The organism is Nocardia sp. 2TAF39, from assembly GCF_052114905.1.
Taxonomy (GTDB): domain Bacteria; phylum Actinomycetota; class Actinomycetes; order Mycobacteriales; family Mycobacteriaceae; genus Nocardia.
In genome coordinates this window covers 43630-60947 of the sequence record NZ_JBFRFQ010000008.1, presented here as the reverse complement: position 1 = coordinate 60947, position 17318 = coordinate 43630, and the positions used below count along the sequence as shown (strand labels likewise).

16 protein-coding genes are annotated in these 17318 nt (G+C 64.9%); 10 read left to right on the top strand and 6 right to left on the bottom strand.

The window, feature by feature from the left end; all coding sequences use genetic code 11:
- Positions 1-552 precede the first annotated feature (552 nt).
- Positions 553-1320 (top strand): MHYT domain-containing protein, encoded by a 768-nt coding sequence (locus AB4Z47_RS07275; protein WP_441948920.1) that lies wholly within the window; start codon positions 553-555, stop codon positions 1318-1320.
- A 197-nt stretch (positions 1321-1517) separates the two neighbouring features.
- Here the strand turns inward: AB4Z47_RS07275 and AB4Z47_RS07270 are convergent, their stop codons facing one another.
- Positions 1518-2711 (bottom strand): 4-hydroxybenzoate 3-monooxygenase, encoded by a 1194-nt coding sequence (locus AB4Z47_RS07270; protein ID WP_441948918.1) that lies wholly within the window; start codon positions 2709-2711, stop codon positions 1518-1520.
- A gap of 263 nt (positions 2712-2974) precedes the next feature.
- Between AB4Z47_RS07270 and AB4Z47_RS07265 the strand changes: the two genes are divergently transcribed.
- Positions 2975-3754 (top strand): IclR family transcriptional regulator, encoded by a 780-nt coding sequence (locus AB4Z47_RS07265; protein ID WP_441948916.1) that lies wholly within the window; start codon positions 2975-2977, stop codon positions 3752-3754.
- Positions 3755-3775: 21 nt separating this feature from the next.
- Here AB4Z47_RS07265 and AB4Z47_RS07260 read toward each other — a convergent pair whose 3' ends face one another.
- The gene (locus AB4Z47_RS07260; RefSeq protein WP_441948915.1) at positions 3776-4228 is read right to left on the bottom strand and encodes a MarR family winged helix-turn-helix transcriptional regulator; all 453 of its coding nucleotides are present in this window, start codon (positions 4226-4228) and stop codon (positions 3776-3778) included.
- A 342-nt stretch (positions 4229-4570) separates the two neighbouring features.
- Between AB4Z47_RS07260 and AB4Z47_RS07255 the strand changes: the two genes are divergently transcribed.
- The 6 genes from AB4Z47_RS07255 (at position 4571) to AB4Z47_RS07230 (ending at position 11152) form a co-directional block, all read left to right on the top strand.
- Complete coding sequence (locus AB4Z47_RS07255) at positions 4571-6022, top strand: aldehyde dehydrogenase family protein (RefSeq protein WP_441948913.1); 1452 nt, start codon at positions 4571-4573, stop codon at positions 6020-6022.
- Between the two features lie 28 nt (positions 6023-6050).
- On the top strand, positions 6051-7154 hold the full coding sequence (locus AB4Z47_RS07250) for an NAD(P)-dependent alcohol dehydrogenase (RefSeq protein ID WP_441948911.1): 1104 nt from the start codon (positions 6051-6053) through the stop codon (positions 7152-7154).
- 35 nt (positions 7155-7189) lie between these two features.
- On the top strand, positions 7190-8113 hold the full coding sequence (locus AB4Z47_RS07245; RefSeq protein WP_441948909.1) for an SDR family oxidoreductase: 924 nt from the start codon (positions 7190-7192) through the stop codon (positions 8111-8113).
- Between the two features lie 142 nt (positions 8114-8255).
- Positions 8256-9131, top strand: a complete 876-nt coding sequence (locus AB4Z47_RS07240; RefSeq protein WP_441948907.1) for an amidohydrolase family protein — start codon at positions 8256-8258, stop codon at positions 9129-9131.
- A complete protein-coding gene (locus tag AB4Z47_RS07235; RefSeq protein WP_441948906.1) occupies positions 9128-10666 on the top strand; it encodes an acyl-CoA synthetase in 1539 nt (512 codons plus the stop codon). The genes AB4Z47_RS07240 and AB4Z47_RS07235 overlap by 4 nt, the downstream gene beginning before the upstream one ends.
- Before the next feature lie 21 nt (positions 10667-10687).
- Positions 10688-11152 carry a MaoC family dehydratase gene (locus AB4Z47_RS07230; RefSeq protein WP_441948904.1) on the top strand — a complete coding sequence of 155 codons (465 nt, stop codon included), beginning with the start codon at positions 10688-10690 and terminating at the stop codon, positions 11150-11152.
- Between the two features lie 259 nt (positions 11153-11411).
- Here the strand turns inward: AB4Z47_RS07230 and AB4Z47_RS07225 are convergent, their stop codons facing one another.
- Complete coding sequence (locus tag AB4Z47_RS07225; protein WP_441948902.1) at positions 11412-11855, bottom strand: nitroreductase/quinone reductase family protein; 444 nt, start codon at positions 11853-11855, stop codon at positions 11412-11414.
- 9 nt (positions 11856-11864) lie between these two features.
- Complete coding sequence (locus AB4Z47_RS07220; RefSeq protein ID WP_441948900.1) at positions 11865-12248, bottom strand: hypothetical protein; 384 nt, start codon at positions 12246-12248, stop codon at positions 11865-11867.
- Between the two features lie 76 nt (positions 12249-12324).
- Here AB4Z47_RS07220 and AB4Z47_RS07215 point away from each other — a divergent pair, with 76 nt between their 5' ends.
- Both AB4Z47_RS07215 and AB4Z47_RS07210 read left to right on the top strand, forming a co-directional pair.
- Positions 12325-12780 carry a MarR family winged helix-turn-helix transcriptional regulator gene (locus AB4Z47_RS07215; RefSeq protein ID WP_441948899.1) on the top strand — a complete coding sequence of 152 codons (456 nt, stop codon included), beginning with the start codon at positions 12325-12327 and terminating at the stop codon, positions 12778-12780.
- A 289-nt stretch (positions 12781-13069) separates the two neighbouring features.
- A complete protein-coding gene (locus AB4Z47_RS07210; RefSeq protein WP_441948897.1) occupies positions 13070-15466 on the top strand; it encodes an ATP-binding protein in 2397 nt (798 codons plus the stop codon).
- A 45-nt stretch (positions 15467-15511) separates the two neighbouring features.
- On the opposite strand, the gene AB4Z47_RS07205 is transcribed toward AB4Z47_RS07210, so the two are convergent.
- Both AB4Z47_RS07205 and AB4Z47_RS07200 read right to left on the bottom strand, forming a co-directional pair.
- Positions 15512-16303, bottom strand: a complete 792-nt coding sequence (locus AB4Z47_RS07205) for an alpha/beta fold hydrolase (protein ID WP_441948895.1) — start codon at positions 16301-16303, stop codon at positions 15512-15514.
- 54 nt (positions 16304-16357) lie between these two features.
- Positions 16358-17293: a PDR/VanB family oxidoreductase gene (locus tag AB4Z47_RS07200; protein ID WP_441948894.1), complete on the bottom strand. Its 936-nt coding sequence runs from the start codon at positions 17291-17293 to the stop codon at positions 16358-16360.
- Positions 17294-17318: the final 25 nt, after the last annotated feature.

Below are 17318 nucleotides of genomic sequence, written 5' to 3'. Positions count from 1 at the left end.
AGCCGTGACCCGAGGCGAGACGGTCCCGCGCGGTACAGTTTTCAGCCCGGCCGCGTCTGAAGTTTTGGTAGCCAGGAGAAGTTTCGATGCGCGTACTCCTGTGGACGACTGGATCGCGCGGAGATGTTTCGCCTTTGCCTGCGCTCACTTCCCGGTTGCGGGAGTTCGGCGGGCACGTCCGGCTCTGCGCATGCTGGACTTCCGCGACTTGATCGACGGCTTCGGGCCCGCCTTTCGTGCCAGTCGGCCCGAGCGGACCACGTCCGCGGGGGCAATGCAGTCGGCCCAGGTAACGACGAAGCGCGCGTTGGCCGGTTCGGCATGTGAGCCGAGGGTCTTCTGGCAGTACTGACGGTTTCCCACCCTCCAGATCGATCGAGTCGTGCGATCCGTCCGCCGCTACTCGCCAGCAGCGGCCGACGCATCGAGCGATCGAGATCCGGTGCGTCCTGCGAATTTCTCGGATAACTGTGCTCTTAATTGCCTACCTGCTGGTATCTCTGTAGCCTCCGTGCTCAACGCTCGCTGAAGACCCTCGATCGTGGAGTTCGCATGCTAGAAGTCGACCACTTCAGCTATGGCTGGCTAACACCTGCCATCGCCTACATCATGTCCGTCACCGGTTCGCTGCTCGGGCTTCGCTGTGCCGCCCGGGCGGAAGCAGGGAGCCGCGGATGGCTCCTCGCCGCGGCGGTCGCCATCGGTGGTACCGGCATCTGGGTCATGCATTTCATCGCGATGCTCGGGTTCTCCATCCACGGCGCATCAATTCGCTACAACGTTCCGATCACCCTGATGAGCGCGGTTCTCGCGATGGCGGTGGTCTGGTTGGGCCTGTTCGTCGCGAACAATACGACGTGGCGCCCACTCGCCCTACCCGCCGGTGGCGCGATCACCGGACTCGGGGTGGCTGCCATGCACTATGCGGGCATGTACGCGATGAAGTCGGACGCGATCATCGACTACGACGGTCGAGTGGTGGCGCTGTCATTGGTGATCGCAGTGGTCGCGGCGACGGCCGCACTGTGGTTCGCTCTGCATGTTCGGGGCGTCTTCGTCACCATCTGCGCGGCATTGGTGATGGGTATTGCCGTGTGCGGGATGCACTACACAGGTATGTTCGCGATGCACGCGCAGATGCCTGGGCACGCACACTCGCCCGTGGGAGCAGGCGCGGCACAGTTGCTTACCCCGCTCATGGTCGGCGTCAGCATGGTCACCATGCTGCTGCTCCTGCACATCGGCATCACCGACGTCGAGGATCGGCCCGCCGCCCCCGCGCCCGAACCAGGCTCTGTCCCCTATTGGCCGACTCGGTGAATCGGGCCCCGGCGGCACCAGCGAGCCGCGGGGAACGCGGTGGTCGTAGCGCATCACGCGATAGCCGGCGGCCGGCTGCGGCTCCCATATCCGCAGATCGCTGCCCAGTGAACCGCTCGAGACGATGGGCGGCCCCTCATGCGGCCCGCCGACGACGACATTCACGGCGACCGGGCTCGCATCGACAATCGAGCGCGTCATCGAGCCGGCCATCCGGTGTAAGCCTCGGCGAGGTAGCGCGAGCCTGCTTCCGATCCGACCACGGAGCGTAGTTCGCCCAGTTGACGCCGGGTGTCGAAGTCGTCGGCGTTGTCGAGCCGGTGCAACATGGTGGTCATCCAGTACGAGAAGTGCTGCGCCTTCCAGACTCGTTCGAGTGCGCGCGCGGTGTACTGATCCAGGGCGTCGACATCGTTCTTCGAGATCGCGCACTCCAGCGTCTCGGCGAGCACGCGTACGTCGGCGAGGGCAAGGTTCAGGCCTTTGGCGCCGGTCGGCGGGACGGTGTGAGCGGCGTCGCCGGCGAGCAGCATGCGTCCGTGCCTCATCGGTTCCTGAACGAAGCTGCGGAAGGGCAGCACCGTCTTCTCGATGATCGGGCCTTCGGCCAAGCAGAGCCCGTCTTCACCGGCGAGCCTGTGCTGCAGTTCGTTCCAAATTCGGTCGTCCGACCATCGCTCGATGTCTTCGGTTGCGTCGCACTGGAAATACATCCGCTGCACCGTGTCAGTGCGTTGACTGATCAGGGCGAATCCGCGGTCAGAACGTGCGTAGATGAGTTCATCCGCGCTGTGCGGCGCTTGGGCGAGTATTCCGAACCACGCGAATGGGTATTCCCGAAAGTATTGCCGCCGTTGGACTTCCGGTACTTCATGGCGACAGATTCCGCGGGAGCCGTCCGCGCCCACGAGATAATCGCAACGAATCTCTCGCCTGCCGCCGTCTTCGTCGGTGAACCGGATACCCGGCATGGAGCTCGTGATGTCGATGACTTGGGTATCAGTCACGCCGAACCGAATGTCGCCTTCGTCGCGGTGTCGCGCGTTGGCCAGATCGATGAAGACGTCCGTTTGGGGGTAGAGCCACGTCGATGCGCCAACGAGGGATTGGAAGTCGATGCGGTAACTGGTTCCACCGAAGCGCAGGTCGATTCCTCTGTGTTCGTGCCCCTCGGTGAGAACACGGTCGGAGACGCCGCTGTCCACCAGCATTCGGACGCTGTCCCATTCGAGGATGCCGGCGCGATGTGTGTGTTCGATCTCGGAACGAGCGCGGGTGTCGACCGCGATCGAGTCGATGCCGGACAGGGCGAGCAGGTGCGACAGCATCAGTCCGGCTGGACCGGCCCCGACGATGCCGACGGCGGTCCGGACGACACTGGGCTGAGCCATGGCGAGGGTTCCTTCGGTCGATGATCAGATCTGGTTGTCGGTTGCCAGAATCGGTGCGCCAGCGCGAAACCGTGATTTGCGGCCGGGACGCCGCGGTAGATGCGTGCGGCCGTTGCGCAAGGCGGCCGCGGCGGAGATGTCCCGTGGTGCCGACGTGGACGGGATACAGCTGGCCGGCGGACACTCATGTGGTGGACCGTATTGATGATGTTGCGGTCGGGTCCAGCGTAGGATTTCACTCAGCGAAATCCATGGAGGGAACGATGGCCGGGAATACCGGGCAGCCGGGTGCGAGTGTGATCTCCCGCGCGCTCGCACTGCTGTCCGCGTTCGACGACCGCCATCGCAGCCTCACCCTGACCGAACTAGCCGATCGCGCCGGCCTTCCGACGGCAACTGCGTATCGGCAAGTGAAGGAACTGGTCGACGGCGGAGCGCTCACGCGAAACAGTAACGGCGAGTATGTGATCGGCCGAAAGATCTGGAATCTCGGCCTGCTCGCCCCGGTACAGACCGAGCTGGGCCAGATCGCCTCGCCGTTCCTGCACGACATTTACGCGGCAACTCTCGCAACGGTCCATCTCGCCGAACGTGATGGCGACCGTGCGCTCTACCTCGACCGGTTGTCCGGTCACGCCTCTGTGCCGGTGGTCAGCACCGTCGGATCCACACTTCCGATGCACTCGACCGGCGTCGGCAAAGTGCTGCTCGCGTATGCCCCGGCCGACGTTCAGGCGCGTGTCCTCGCATCGCTGACGCGGATCACGCCGTTCACGATCACCCAGCCGGCACGCTTGAACGAGCAACTCGCGCGGATCCGACGTGACGGGTATGCGACGGCAGTCGAAGAGATGACCCTGGGTGCCTGTTCGGTCGCCGTGCCGATCACTCGCGGCGAAAGCTCGGGAGATCCCGAGGTCGTCGCCGCACTCGGCATCGTCGTACCGAGCCTCGAGCGCGACCGACCACGCTTTACCGCCGCGCTTCAAGTCGCCGCACAAGGCATTTCACGCAGCCTGGCACCGAGCCGCCCCCGAGTGTGACATCGCGCCCCGATGTGGCGGTCAGGACAATGCGTGCCACGCACGGGTCAGAGCCAGACGGAAATCGTCGGCCTCCTCGGGCGTGAGGCTGCTGACCATTCGCTCTTCGAGCTCGGCCACCTGGTCTGCGACAGCGGCGAGTAGTTGCCGTCCGGCATCGGTCAGGTGGATCAGCAGCTCACGCCGATTGTGCGAGTTTCGTTCTCGCCGAATGAGGCCGCCCTTTTCCAGCGTGCGCACCATGTCCGCCATCGATTGCGCGGTGACGAACGAATCCCGCGCCAGCTGCGCTGCGGGCAGCCCTTCGTGCCGTTCGAGCACGGTCAAGGCGGTGTACTGCAGTGCGGTGATCCCGAACGGGCGCAGCAGATCATCGAGATGCGCCCGCACCGCGAGTTCGACCCGTTTCACCGCGTACAGCAGAGAAGTACGACCGAAGCCGTATTGGCCGGCCGACAGGTCCGTAGCCGACATCGCCATGAACACCCCTCGGGTCCACCCCACACCGTCGCGGGCATCGAACCGGAACGTTCGACGAGTCGAGAATAGAACATTAACAGGAATCCTGTCGATGACGAGAACCATCCGGGCGCGTCACGGAATCTTCCGACAAGGCGACAACAGGTGATTGACAGGAATCCTGTTGATAGTGCATAGTGGCTTCTATCACATAAACCATCAGGTTTCCTGTCAATATAGCCTTCGCTGGCGATCGGACCTCACAAAGACCCCAACGGCATCCGCACGCCCGGCAAGCCCGAGGTCCGGCTCAGCCGCTACCGCGGTCGGAACTTGTAGAAACGGGATCGAAAGACCATGTTCGACAACGATATTCACGGTCAGCTATTCATCGGCGGGCAATGGCGCGACTCGGCCTCGGGTGGCCGGACCGACGTCATCGATCCTTCTACCGGGCGCGTGATCGGCACCGTCGCCGACGCCGATCTCGCCGACGCCGCCGCAGCGGTCGCCGCCGCCAGGGACGCGTTCGTGAGCGACGAGTGGGCCGGGCTGAGTGGGCGTGAACGCGCCCGAACTTTACAGCGCGTCGCCGACCTGGTGCGCGAGAACGCCGACGAGATCGTGCGACTGGAGAGCCTCGACGTCGGCAAGCCGGTCGCGCTGTGCCGTCCGGTCGACGTGGCGACGACCGCCGAACAGTACGAGTACTGCGCGGCGCTGGCACAGACCCTCGACGGCGCCACCCGCAAGGTCCCGCTCAACGCGTTCGCCTATACCCGCCGGGAGCCATTGGGCGTGGTCGCGGCGATCACCCCGTTCAACTTCCCGCTGATCCTGTCCACCTCCAAGATCGCTCCGGCCCTGGCGGCCGGAAATGTCGTGGTGCACAAGCCGGCGGAAGACACCCCGCTCAGCGCGTTGTTCATGGCGAGCCTGTTCGCGCAGGCCGGTGTACCTGCGGGAGTTGTCAACGTCGTGACCGGCTCCGGGTCGGTGATCGGAGAGGCTCTCCTGAAACACCCTGGGGTGGACAAGATCGCCTTCACCGGCTCGACCTCCATCGGTCGGCACGCCGCCAGCGTCGCCGGAGAGGCGCTGAAGCCGGTCACAATGGAGCTCGGCGGCAACGCCGCGCACATTGTCTTCGAAGACGCCGACGTCGAGAAAGCGATCGGCGCGATCATCAAGGGCTTCGTGTTCAACACCGGCCAGTTCTGCATGGGCGGGCCACGCCTGCTGGTCGCGCGACCGCTCTACGACACGATCGTCGGGATCCTCGCCGACGCCGTCCCCAGGGTGCCGGTCGGCGATCCGAGAGATCTGCAAACAGCGGTCGGCCCGATGGCCGCCGACCGGCATGTGAAAAAGGTCGAAGAGTACGTCGAGCTCGCACGCCAGGAAGGCGGCCGCATCGTATGCGGTGGCGAGCGAATAGATCTGAACGGTGGCTACTACTACAAGCCCACCGTCATCGCCGACCTCGCCGACGACTCCCGTGTCGTGCAAGAAGAGATCTTCGGCCCGGTCCTCACCGTGCAGCCGTTCGATACCGAAGACGAAGCGATCGACATGGCCAACCGCACACCCTATGGCCTCGCATCCGGCCTGCAGACCACCAACCTGGCCCGAGCGCATCGCGTCGCCGACAAGCTGCAGGCCGGGATCGTCTGGATCAACGACTGGGCCATGCTCGATCCCGCGATCCCGTTCGGCGGTGTCAAAGACTCCGGATTCGGCCGCGAATACGGACCGGAAGCGCTCGCCTCCTACACCAAGGTCAAATCCGTCGTCGTCTCGCTCGACTGAGCCGGCCCGGCCGCAAAGGAATCCCATCATGACCACCACCACGGCTGCCGTCGTAGCGAGCGGCGGAGCGCCCTTCACCCTCGTCGATGTCGAGCTCGACGAACCACGACCCAATGAAGCGATCGTGCGGATAGTCGCGGCCGGACTGTGCCACACCGACCTCGGCGTCGCGAGCGGCGGGTTGCCCTTCCCACTGCCCGGCGTACTCGGCCACGAAGGTGCCGGAATCGTCGAACGCGTGGGGTCCTCAATCACTTCCGTGGCCCCCGGCGACCACGTAATCTTGTCTTTCACCTCGTGCGGGCGGTGCGGAAACTGCCGGGATGGACATCCCGCTTACTGTGCATCCTGGCTGCCGCTCAACCTGATCGGCGGAGCCCGCACCGACGGCAGCCACACCGTCACCCGCGGCGGCAGACCCGTTGGCGCGCATTTCTTCGGCCAGTCCTCGTTCAGCAGGTACGCCCTGGTTGACGAACGCAGCATGGTCAAGGTCGCCCCCGACGTGCCGCTGGAGTCGGTTGCCCCACTGGGGTGCGGCATCCAGACGGGAGTCGGTGCCGTCTGGAACGTGCTCCAGCCACGGCCCGGCGCAAACATCGTGGTCCTCGGCGCGGGCGCGGTCGGGCTGTCCGCGGTGATGGCAGCCGCGTTGTCGCCGGCAACCACGATTGTCGCCGTCGACAAGGTCGCCGAACGCCTCGAGCTCGCCCGTGAGCTGGGCGCCACCCATGTCATCGATGCCAACGACATAGACGTTGCGAGCGCGGTCGGGGAAATCACCGGTGCGGCCGGCGCGGACGGGGTCGTGGAAACCACCGGCAGTCTCGGCGTGCTGCGCACGGGCGCCGACGCCCTCGCCCCGCGCGGCACCCTCGTCATCGTCGGCGCGCCACCGTTCGGATCCGAAGTCGCCCTCGACGTGAACGCCATGCTCCCCGGCCGAAAAGTGATCGGCCTCACCCTCGGCGACGGCGAAACCCAGACCGTGATACCCGCGCTCGTCGCGCTCGTCCGTAGCGGCAGGCTGCCGGTCGACAGACTCATCACCCGCTATCCCTTCGAGGACATCGGACAAGCAGCGCAGGACATGACGTCCGGTAAGACGATCAAACCCGTCCTCACCTTCTGATCTCCTCGTCAAACCCGTCAGGAAGGAACCTCCCCATGGATCTCACCGGCAAAGTCGCGATCGTCACCGGCAGCGGTCAAGGCCTCGGCCTGGCCTACGCCAGGGCGTTGGCCGCCGCCGGCGCGTCCGTCGTGGTCAACGACGTCGCCGAGGATCGGGCCGAGAAGGCCGCCGCGGAGATCGTCGAAGCCGGTGGTCGCGCCCGCGCTGTTCCGATCGCCGTGGGCACCACCGAAGCCGCACAGCTGCTCGTCGGTCACGCCGTCGACACGTTCGGACGACTCGATGCGATCGTCACCAACGCCGGCATCCTGCGGGACAAGGTGCTGTGGAACATGTCCGACGACGACTTCGACGCCGTCCTCCACGTGCACCTTCGTGGCACGTTCACCTGCGTGCGGGAAGCCGTCAAACATTTCCGTGTGGCCGGACACGGTGGTCGCGTCGTGCTGGCCGGCTCGCCTGCCGGCCAGCGCGGCAACTTCGGTCAAACCAACTACGCCGCCGCCAAAGCGGGCATCGCCGCGATGGCACGCACCTGGGCCATGGAATGCGCGAAAGCCGGGGTCACCGTCAACGCCGTCATACCCAACGCCGCTACCGCGATGACCGAGACCATCCCGTTTCTCGCCCCTTACGTGGAAGGTATGAAACGGGGCGAACCAATCCCGTCCGTCGTTCGCCGGGCGGCTTCGTTCGGCGGCCCCGAAGACGTTGCCGGTTTGATCGTGTTCCTCACGTCCGACGAATCCGCCGACGTCACCGGCCAGTGCATCGGCATCGGTGGCGACCGCCTCTCACTCTGGTCGCATCCGAGCGAGATCCGCAGCGCATTCCTCGATGGCGGTTGGACCGCCGAGGCGATCGCCGAGGCGTTCGACTCCTCCATCGGCGAACAACTCGAGACCTACGGAATCCCGCTGCCGAAGATTCCGACGACCCAGAAGAAGCCGGCATGAGCTGTGCGGGCCCGGGGGCGGCAGTTTGCGTAACCGGGCAGGGCCCCCGCTCATGCCGCAAAGGACACAGCATGATCGCCAGGCACGGAGACGGCAGCTTGCGTAACCAGAGCGGGCCCGCGAAGGCCGAGGAGGGCACAGTATGAGCCTCGACCTGGACAATCTCGTCGCGATAGACGTGCACACCCACGCGGAAACCGACGGTTGCGGTCACTACTCGCTTCCCGACGACCTGCGCGCAGGAGCCGACAAGTACTTCGGCGCCGCGTCGGGACCGCCGAACCTCGCCGACATGGCCGACTACTACCGGCAGCGCCGTATGGCCGCGGTCGTGTTCACCGTGGACGCCGAATCCGCGCTCGGCCACCGCCGGCTCAGCAACGACGACATCGCCGCGGCCGCCGCCGAGCACGACGATGTTCTCATCCCGTTCGGGAGCATCGATCCAGCCAAAGGCAAAGTCGCGGTCCGGGAAGCGCGACGATTGGTCACCGAGCACGGCGTACGGGGCTTCAAGTTCCACCCGAGTCTGCAAGCGTTCTGGCCCAACGACCGTGCCGTGTACCCGCTGTACGAAACCATCAGCGAACTCGGTGTTCCTGCGCTTTTCCACTCTGGACAGACAGGTATCGGATCCGGTCTTCCCGGCGGCGGCGGCATCAGGCTCAAGTACTCCAACCCGATGCTGCTGGATGACGTGGCGGTCGACTTTCCGGACCTCACCATCATCATCGCTCACCCGTCGTTTCCGTGGCAGGACGAGGCGTTGGCCGTGGCGACGCACAAACCGAAGGTTTACATCGACCTGTCCGGTTGGTCACCGAAATACTTTCCGCCGCAACTGATCAAGTACGCAAACAGCCTTCTCAGGCGGAAGGTGTTGTTCGGCTCCGACTTTCCGCTGATCTCGCCGGACCGCTGGATGGAGGATTTCGACCAGCTCGACATCAAGGACGAGATCCGACCACTGATCCTGCGTGAAAACGCCATCACCGCATTGGGGTTGACAGTGCCATGATCGATCAAGGACTCGGCTCCTGGCCACGCCGCCGCGCCCGCATGGAACCGCACGCGCTCGCCCTCGTCCAGGGCGAACGCCACCTCGACTACGCGGGTCTGGCCGAGCGCACCGACGCACTCGCGTGCGCTCTTGCCGATCTCGGGGTCGGCAGAGGCGACCGCGTCGCCTACCTCGGACCCAACGACATCGCAACCTTCGAAACTCTTTTCGCCACTACGCAACTCGGTGCGATATTCGTCGCCTTGAACACGCGTCTCGCCACACCCGAGATCGCCTACATGCTCGACGACAGCGCCCCCATCGTGTTGGTCGTCGCCCCAGCCTGCGAAGGGATCGGGGCCGACGCGATTGCGCACATGGCCGTGCCACCGCACCTGCTGCGACTCCAGGAGAACGGCGGCAGCAGCAGGTACGAGCACGCGATCAGCGAGCACATCGGAAGCACACCGTCTCTTGCGCCAGTCGGGCTCGACGAGCCCGCGCTGATCCTCTACACGTCGGGCACCACCGGCCGACCCAAAGGCGCCGTGCTCACCCACGGCAACATCACCTGGAACACGCTGGCCCAGTTCGCGCACTTCAGCCTCAGCCGCGAAGACGTCAGCCTGTGCTCGGCTCCCCTGTTCCACGTCCTCGGTTTGGGCCAGATCACGCTGCCCACCTTGTATGCCGGCGGAACCGTAGTCGTCATTCCCAAGTTCGAGCCGAGCGAGTTTCTCGCCACTATCGCACGGGAGAAGGCCACGGCATTCCCACTCGCGCCCACCATGCTGCAGATGCTGTGCGAACTTCCCGAATGGGACGATGCCGATCTGTCCAGCATTCGGGTGGTCGCGTTCGGCGGCTCCCCGGTCGTGGAACGCGTCGCCACGGCGTGGCTCGCGCGGGGAATCCAGGTGCTGCAGGGCTACGGCATGACCGAGGCGGCCCCCGGCGTGTTCATGGCCCTGAGACACGGGGCAACCGCGCATCCCCTCTCGGTCGGGGTCCCCCACTTCTTCACCGACGTCGCCTTGCTCACCGACGACGGCGAAATCATCGACGGTCCCGGTCGAGGCGAACTCCTCGTCAGGGGCCCCAATGTATTCGCCGGGTACTGGCAACGCCCTGATGCCACCCGAGAGGCATTCATAGACGGGTGGTTTCGCACCGGCGACATCGTACGCATCGACGACGACGGTTGGGCTTACATCGTCGACCGCGTCAAGGACATCATCATTTCCGGCGGCGAGAACATCTACCCGGCTGAAGTCGAAGCCGCCATCACCCAACTCGACAGCGTCACCGAATGCGCCGTCGTAGCCGTTCCTGACGAGCAATGGGGCGAAGTCGGATTGGCGTTCATCGTGGCACTTCCCGGCCACGCCGCTGACGAACATGCGATCCGTGCGCACCTCGAGGCAAACCTCGCCCGATACAAGATTCCTAGGTATTTCATCTACCGGAAAGGCCTGCCACGCAACGCAAGCGGCAAGATTCAGCGGCTCGAGCTCCGCGAAGATGCCCGACAAAATCTGCAACCCGCGCCCTGACCGGCAAAGAAAGTGACCGTCATGACCACTACCGTCAGCCAGCCCACCGACCTGCTCGACCTTGTCGGCGCCAGCCTCGGCAGCAGCGACTGGATCGAAATCCCGCAAAGCGACATCGACATGTTCGCCAAAGCCACCCATGACGAACAGTGGATCCACACCGACGTCGAGCGCGCGAAGACCGGCCCCTTCAAAGGCACCATCGCCCACGGCTACCTGACGCTGTCACTGCTCATCCCGCTGTGGTCGGAGATCCTCGTGATCGAACACCGCGGCATGGCGATCAACTACGGCCTCAACAAGGTCCGCTTCCCCGCACCCGTCCCCGCCGGATCCAAAGTCCGGCTCAGCGCCACCCTCGCCGACGTGACAGACCTCGGCGACGGCGCCGTCCAAGTCACCGTCGACGCCACGATGGAACACGAGAGCTCCGATAAACCCGTTTGCATCGCCCAAATGGTGCACCGCTACTTCGCCGAAAAGTGACCGTGGAGTGGGCGGGACTGAAGGCTCTAGATAACGTTCGTTTCTGACCCGCCGCAGGTCGACGCGTGGTCAGCAGCGTAAGCGCATTGCGGCTGTGGCCAGCACTTGGATTGGAATGGCCCTGCCGGAGAGCGCGGTAAACAGTGTGGACATTCCTTTCCCAAGCCTGCATGCCGCGCAACCGCGACTCGTGTGGCAGGTGCCGCACGAGTCGGGACCGTGCTCAGGTGGCTGAACGGTGGTCTCCCAAGTGGGTGTTTCAAGCTTGTGGTAGTTCTATCCGGAATACGGCGCAATGTGGTGCGGCGGCGGCGAATTGGTTGGGGTCAGCGGAGGTGACGAGGCCGATTTTGATGAAGAAGGGGACGCCGCCGGGCACTTCGGCGGGGAACCGGCGGAGGACGGCAGCGCGTTGGTCGGGCGGGACTTCGATGAGAGCGATGCGGTTGCGCCGACCACGTTCGGTGAGGATGGCCCAGCCGGCGGCGCGCGCGTTGCGAGTCCACTGCGTGCTTTCGTGACCGACGATATAGCGGTGGCCGTCAACGGTCAGCGGTGAGACCGGTGTGGTCCGCAGTTGACCGGTCTTGCGGCCGGGTACCGAGAGTCCTCGCATAGTGCCCAGTGGGACGCCGAGCCTGATGAGGATCAATACCACTTTGTTCATCGGTTTGAGCCAGCGGGGCAGTCCGAGTTCGTTCATGGTCGTTCCTTATTTATAAGGGTGTGTTGATGGTGAAGACGGCGCGCCAGCCGCGCCCAACGCGTGGGAGCTGACCAGCAACCCGCCCAGGAGCGGGCCGGCGACCGCGGCCATCCCCACCACGGCCCCGATCACACCGAAGACCGCCGCCTGCTTCTCTGGCGGATACAGCGACTGGGCACTGGCCAGCACCTGCGGCACCATCAGGGCGGCGAACACCATTGCGTAACCACCAACCCACTCCAGTTCGGCGGCAGTGGCGTGCAGATCCTGCCGGATCGAGGCAGTGCGACGTTGACGATGGTCACGTCCAGCAGGTTCATGAACTGGGCGAAGATCAGCACGAACATCGCGAGGTGGCGGGCTTTCGGCGTGGCCGAGGTCGAGTACCATCGGTGATGCTGCCGATTCGGTAATGTACCGATTTGGAATGATTCCATAACGGAAAGAATAGCGAGGGGTGCGAGCGATGTCCAGACGCGCCGAAGTGGAGACGCGGATCCAGGTAGGGCTGCGCCGGTTGGTGGCGAACTCGGTGCTGACCAATGAGCGCATCGCCAAGCAAGTCGGCCTGCACGCCCAGGACCTGCAGGCGTTGAATGTCATCAGCCTGTCCGAAGAGCCGATGTCACCCGGCGATGTCAGTGCCGCCACCGGCTTGCCGCCGAGCACGACCACCCGAGTCGTGGATCGCCTCGAGCAGGCGGGCTATCTGCGACGCGTGGCCTCCCCACACGATCGGCGCAAAGTGACCCTGGAAGCGGACCCCGCCAAAATGCGGGACCTGCGAGGGCAGTACACCACCATCAACCACAACCTCGACACGCACAGTGCGCAGTTCACCCTCGCCGAACTCGAAACGGTCGCGCGATATCTGGAGCAACTCGCACCCTCTGCCGGGGAACTCGAAGCACCCGCCCGATAACTCCATCCCGGCTCGCCGGAGCAACCTCTCGCATGCACCGTCGTTCCGAATGCAAGGGAGCGGACCGGCGGGTCTGTCCAGTCTTCGGTGTAACCCGCTCTGCGAGGGCCGTCGCCGGAAGATCATCGATCGTCCCTCCGCGTCTGCGGGGGATTGTCCCTGATGCCGGTCTGCGGCCTCGGCATACTCACGATGGCCACCCCGTGGCACGCGATCGAGGCCATGCCCCCACCGGAACGAGAGACAATAACGCTATCCGTTCGAGTTGCAGAAGGGATGGTGGCCCCCAATGAGCGACGTCATCGACTTCCGTCGGTTGTTCGAATCGGCGCCGGGGCTGATTCTGGTTCTCGATCCCAGTCTGCGCATCGTGGCGGTGACCGACGCGTATGCGCGGGCGACTATGACCGAACGCGCGCGGATTCTCGGGCGTGGCGTCTTCGAGATCTTTCCCGACAACCCCGAGTACGCGGATGCCAAGGGAGTGCGGAATCTGCGGGTGTCGCTGGAGCGGGTGCTGCGCGATCGGGTCACCGATGCGATGCCGGTGCTGCGCTACGACATCCGCCGTCCGGACAGCACGTTCGAGGAGAGGTTCTGGAGCGTGTCCAACTCCCCGGTCATCGACTCGTCCGGCGAGCTGCGCTACATCATCAATCGTGTCGAGGACGTCACGGAGTTCATGCGACTGCAGGCCTCCGGCGTGGCTCAGCAGCGGGAGGCCGCCGCACTGCGTGCCACGACACAGCGGATGGAACAGGAGGTCTTCGCCCGCGCGCACGAGGTGGCCGAGGCCAACCGCCAGCTCAAGGAGGCCAACGCCGAACTGGCCGATCTGTATGCGCGCACCAAGGAGCTCGACGAACTCAAAAGCCAGTTCTTCGCCAACGTCAGCCATGAACTGCGTACTCCGTTGATGTTGATCCTTGCACCCGCTCAGAAACAGTTGGACGCGACTACCGACGACAGCTCGAACCGCGCAGACCTCGAGCTGATCATCCGCAATGCGCGGATGCTCGTCGGGCAAGTCAACAATCTGCTCGACGCGTCCAAGCTCGAGGCGGGCGCACTCCAGCCCGATTACGCTCGCGTCGACGTTGCCGAGCTGGCTCGGCTCAGCGCGGCCTACTTCGAATCGCTGGCTGTCGATCGCGGCGTCGAATTCACCGTTGATGCCCGGCAGCCGATCACTGCCACCCTCGATCCCGAGCACCTGCAGCGGATACTGTTGAACCTGCTGTCCAACGCGTTCAAATTCACCGAGTCGGGCGGCACGGTGCGCTGTTCTGTGTGCGCGGGTCGAGATGATCGACTGATCATCGAGGTCGCCGACAGTGGTCCCGGTATACCGGTGGAGAAGCGGTCGGTGGTATTCGACCGGTTCCGGCAAATCGACGGCGGGCCCACCCGCACGGTCGGCGGCACCGGTCTGGGCTTGAGCATTGTCCGCGATCTCGTCCGGCTGCACCGAGGTGAAGTCACTATCACCACTGCGCCGGAGGGTGGGGCGATGGTGATCGTGGATCTGCCTCGGACCGCGCCGGCAGGCACTCCGGTCCGCGCGGTTGCCTCGGACACCGAGCTGGAGCGAGAGCTCCGCGACCCGGTCGAATCGATTGCGGAACTGACTTCCATGGCGGACTCGGTGCCGGGGCGCTCCCCGGTCGCTCCACCGTCCAGGCCGGTGGTCGTGGTTGTCGAAGACAACGCGGACCTCAACGCTGTGATCCGGCAGGCATTGTCGGGACCTTACCGCGTGCTAGCGGCCTTCGATGGCCGGTCCGGGCTGGAGCTGGCGCGGTCGTGCCGACCGGACGTGATCATCTCCGACATCATGATGCCGCGGTTGAGCGGAGATCAGTTGCTCGCCGAAGTGCGGGCCGACCCGCTGCTGGCGAACACGCCGGTGCTGATACTCAGCGCTCGCGCCGACGACCAGTCGCGGCTTGCGCTGTTGCGGGCCGGCGCCAACGACTACCTGCCGAAACCGTTCTCGCTCACCGAACTTCACGCACGGGTGGACAACCTGGTGAATCTCCGCCTTGCCGAAGCCCGCCTGCGGACTGTGCGGATCGCCGGCGAACGTGAACGCATCGCAATCGAATTGCATCGCACCGTGATTCACCGGCTTTTCTCGGTCAGCCTGCAGCTGAGCGGGATACGGTCGCTGGCCCGGCGACCGGCCATTACCCACCGCCTCGACGATGCGGTCGCCGAACTCGACACGGTGATCAATCAGATCCGATACACCATCAACGAACTCGACCCGCAATCCGAGGACAGCAGATTTCGGACGCAGCTGCTCGAACTGATCAGCGAGACCGCCGAGACGCTGACAGCGCACTCCGAGGTTTCCTTCACCGGACCACTCGACACGATCGACGAAACCCTCACCGCTGCTGTCTACGACGCTGTACGCCACTTGATGACCGTGATCGTCCGCCGCGCGACGGCCACGGAAATCGCGTTGCAGGTCACGCTCGCGACCGACCTTGTCGTGACGGTAAAGGAAAAATCGGATGCCGCAGAATACTCGGCGGCAGACCGTGGCGACCCCGGACTGCTTTCCGAACAACTCGCCGACCACGCCGCGGCCCTGGCCATCACGACTCCGGGCGCCGGCGAAACCATGTGGACGTGGACGATACCCACACCCCCCACGAATTTCGCGCACCAAGACGGGTGAGAGCGGTTTCTCATCGAGGCTCGAGGCAGGGACGCCGTTACCGTCCTAGTCGGCCGCCTGATCGGCATCGAGGAATGCCCGCACCAGCGAGGTCAGCTCGGTCGGCTTCTCGAAGAACACCACATGGCCGCTGTCTATTTCGGCGTATCGACTGTCCTCGATCGCGGCGTGCAGGTCGCGAACGTGTCGAACGGGAACCAACTGGTCTTGGGTGCAGCCGACCACCAGGGTCGCAGCCGTGATGCGGCGTAATTCGTCGCGAATGTCGACATTGCGGTTGATCGCGATCTGGCCCAGCGTGCCCGGTTCCGGTCGCACCGAGCGCAGCGCAGCCAGTCCCTCCGCACCGAGCTGGCTCAGAAACTCCGGGCTGAACGCCAAGAGTGGACCGACACCCGAGGCAAGATCGGCTTCAGCGGTCAGCGAGGCAGCCCACGTCCGCAGAACCAGTTGCATTCGGGGGTCATCGCTGGTCGACCAGCCCGCCACCAACACCAGTTTTCGCACGAGATCGGGACGACGTGCGGCGAGCGCCGCCGCGACGACAGCACCCAGGGAGAAGCCCAAGAGGTCGGCCGGGCCGGTGTCCGCGTGCTCGATGACCGCGACGATCTGGTCGACCAGCAGTTCCAGCGTGGGTCCGCCGTCGGGTTCGGTGGTCTTGCCGCTGCCGGCGTAGTCGGGCGTCAGGACGGTGTAGCGGTCGGTGAACGCGGCCAGGAGATGACCGAAGTTCGACTCCGCGCTCATACTGCTGCCGTGGACGAGGACCAACCCGGGACCGGAGCCTGAGCGCGAGTAGTGCACATCGGTTCCGGAGACGTGGACAATGGGCATGATCGTGAAACCTTTCGCGAGGAGGACGTGGTCGAGCCGTCCTGGTGGTCGGATCTACAGGTCTAGGACGAGCCTGGGTGTCCTGGCACGGGACCGGCAGATCATCATCAGATCGGTGTCCTTCGCGTCCAGGAGACTGTCGCGATGGTCGGGGAGGCCGTCGAGCACGACGGTTTCGCAGGTTCCGCAGGTGCCCTCCCGACAGGAGGAGAGCGCGGATATACCTGCCTGCTCGACCGCTTCGAGGATCGAGAGGCCCGCCGGAACCAGGAGGGTCACACCGGATTGCGCGCATTCGACCTCGAACTCGCCGTCGGCCGTGGCATGGGCGATGGGCTTCGGTGCGAATCGCTCGATGTGCAGTGCGCCCGCCGGCCACGTGGTGGCGCACCGTTCTTCTACGGTGCTGAGTAGCGATTCGGGACCGCAGCAATACACGAGGGTGTCGGGATCGGGAGCCAATACCTTGTCGAGGTTCATCCGGCCGGTCTCATCCTTGGCGTGTATGCGAAGATCGCCGAGCGCCGACAGTTCGGGCAGGTAGGCCATGCTGCTGCGGGTTCGACCGCCGTAATGCAGAGTCCAGGCGGCCCCCCGGCGGGCGACCGTGCGGATCATAGGCAGCAGCGGCGTGATGCCGATACCGCCCGCGATAAATCGGTAGCGCTCTGCGTCGTGCAGCGGAAAGTTGTTGCGAAGTCCGCGGATCCGCAGTGCGTCGCCTGCCGAAAGGCGTTCGTGCACATATGCCGAGCCGCCTCGACTCACGTGCTCGCGCAGGACGGCGATGGTCAGGGTGTTGCGGTCGTCGGGATCGCCGCAGAGTGAATACTGGCGGACCATGTCCGGGCCGAGGACCAGGTCGATGTGTGCGCCCGATTCCCATTTCGGGATCTGGCCGTCGGCCCCCTCCAGGGTGAGTTCGACAACGTCGTCGGCTATGTCGCGGAGGTCGGCGACAGTGACCGACCACGTCGGTTCAGTGTTCACGCTCGGACTCCGATCAGGGTGACGG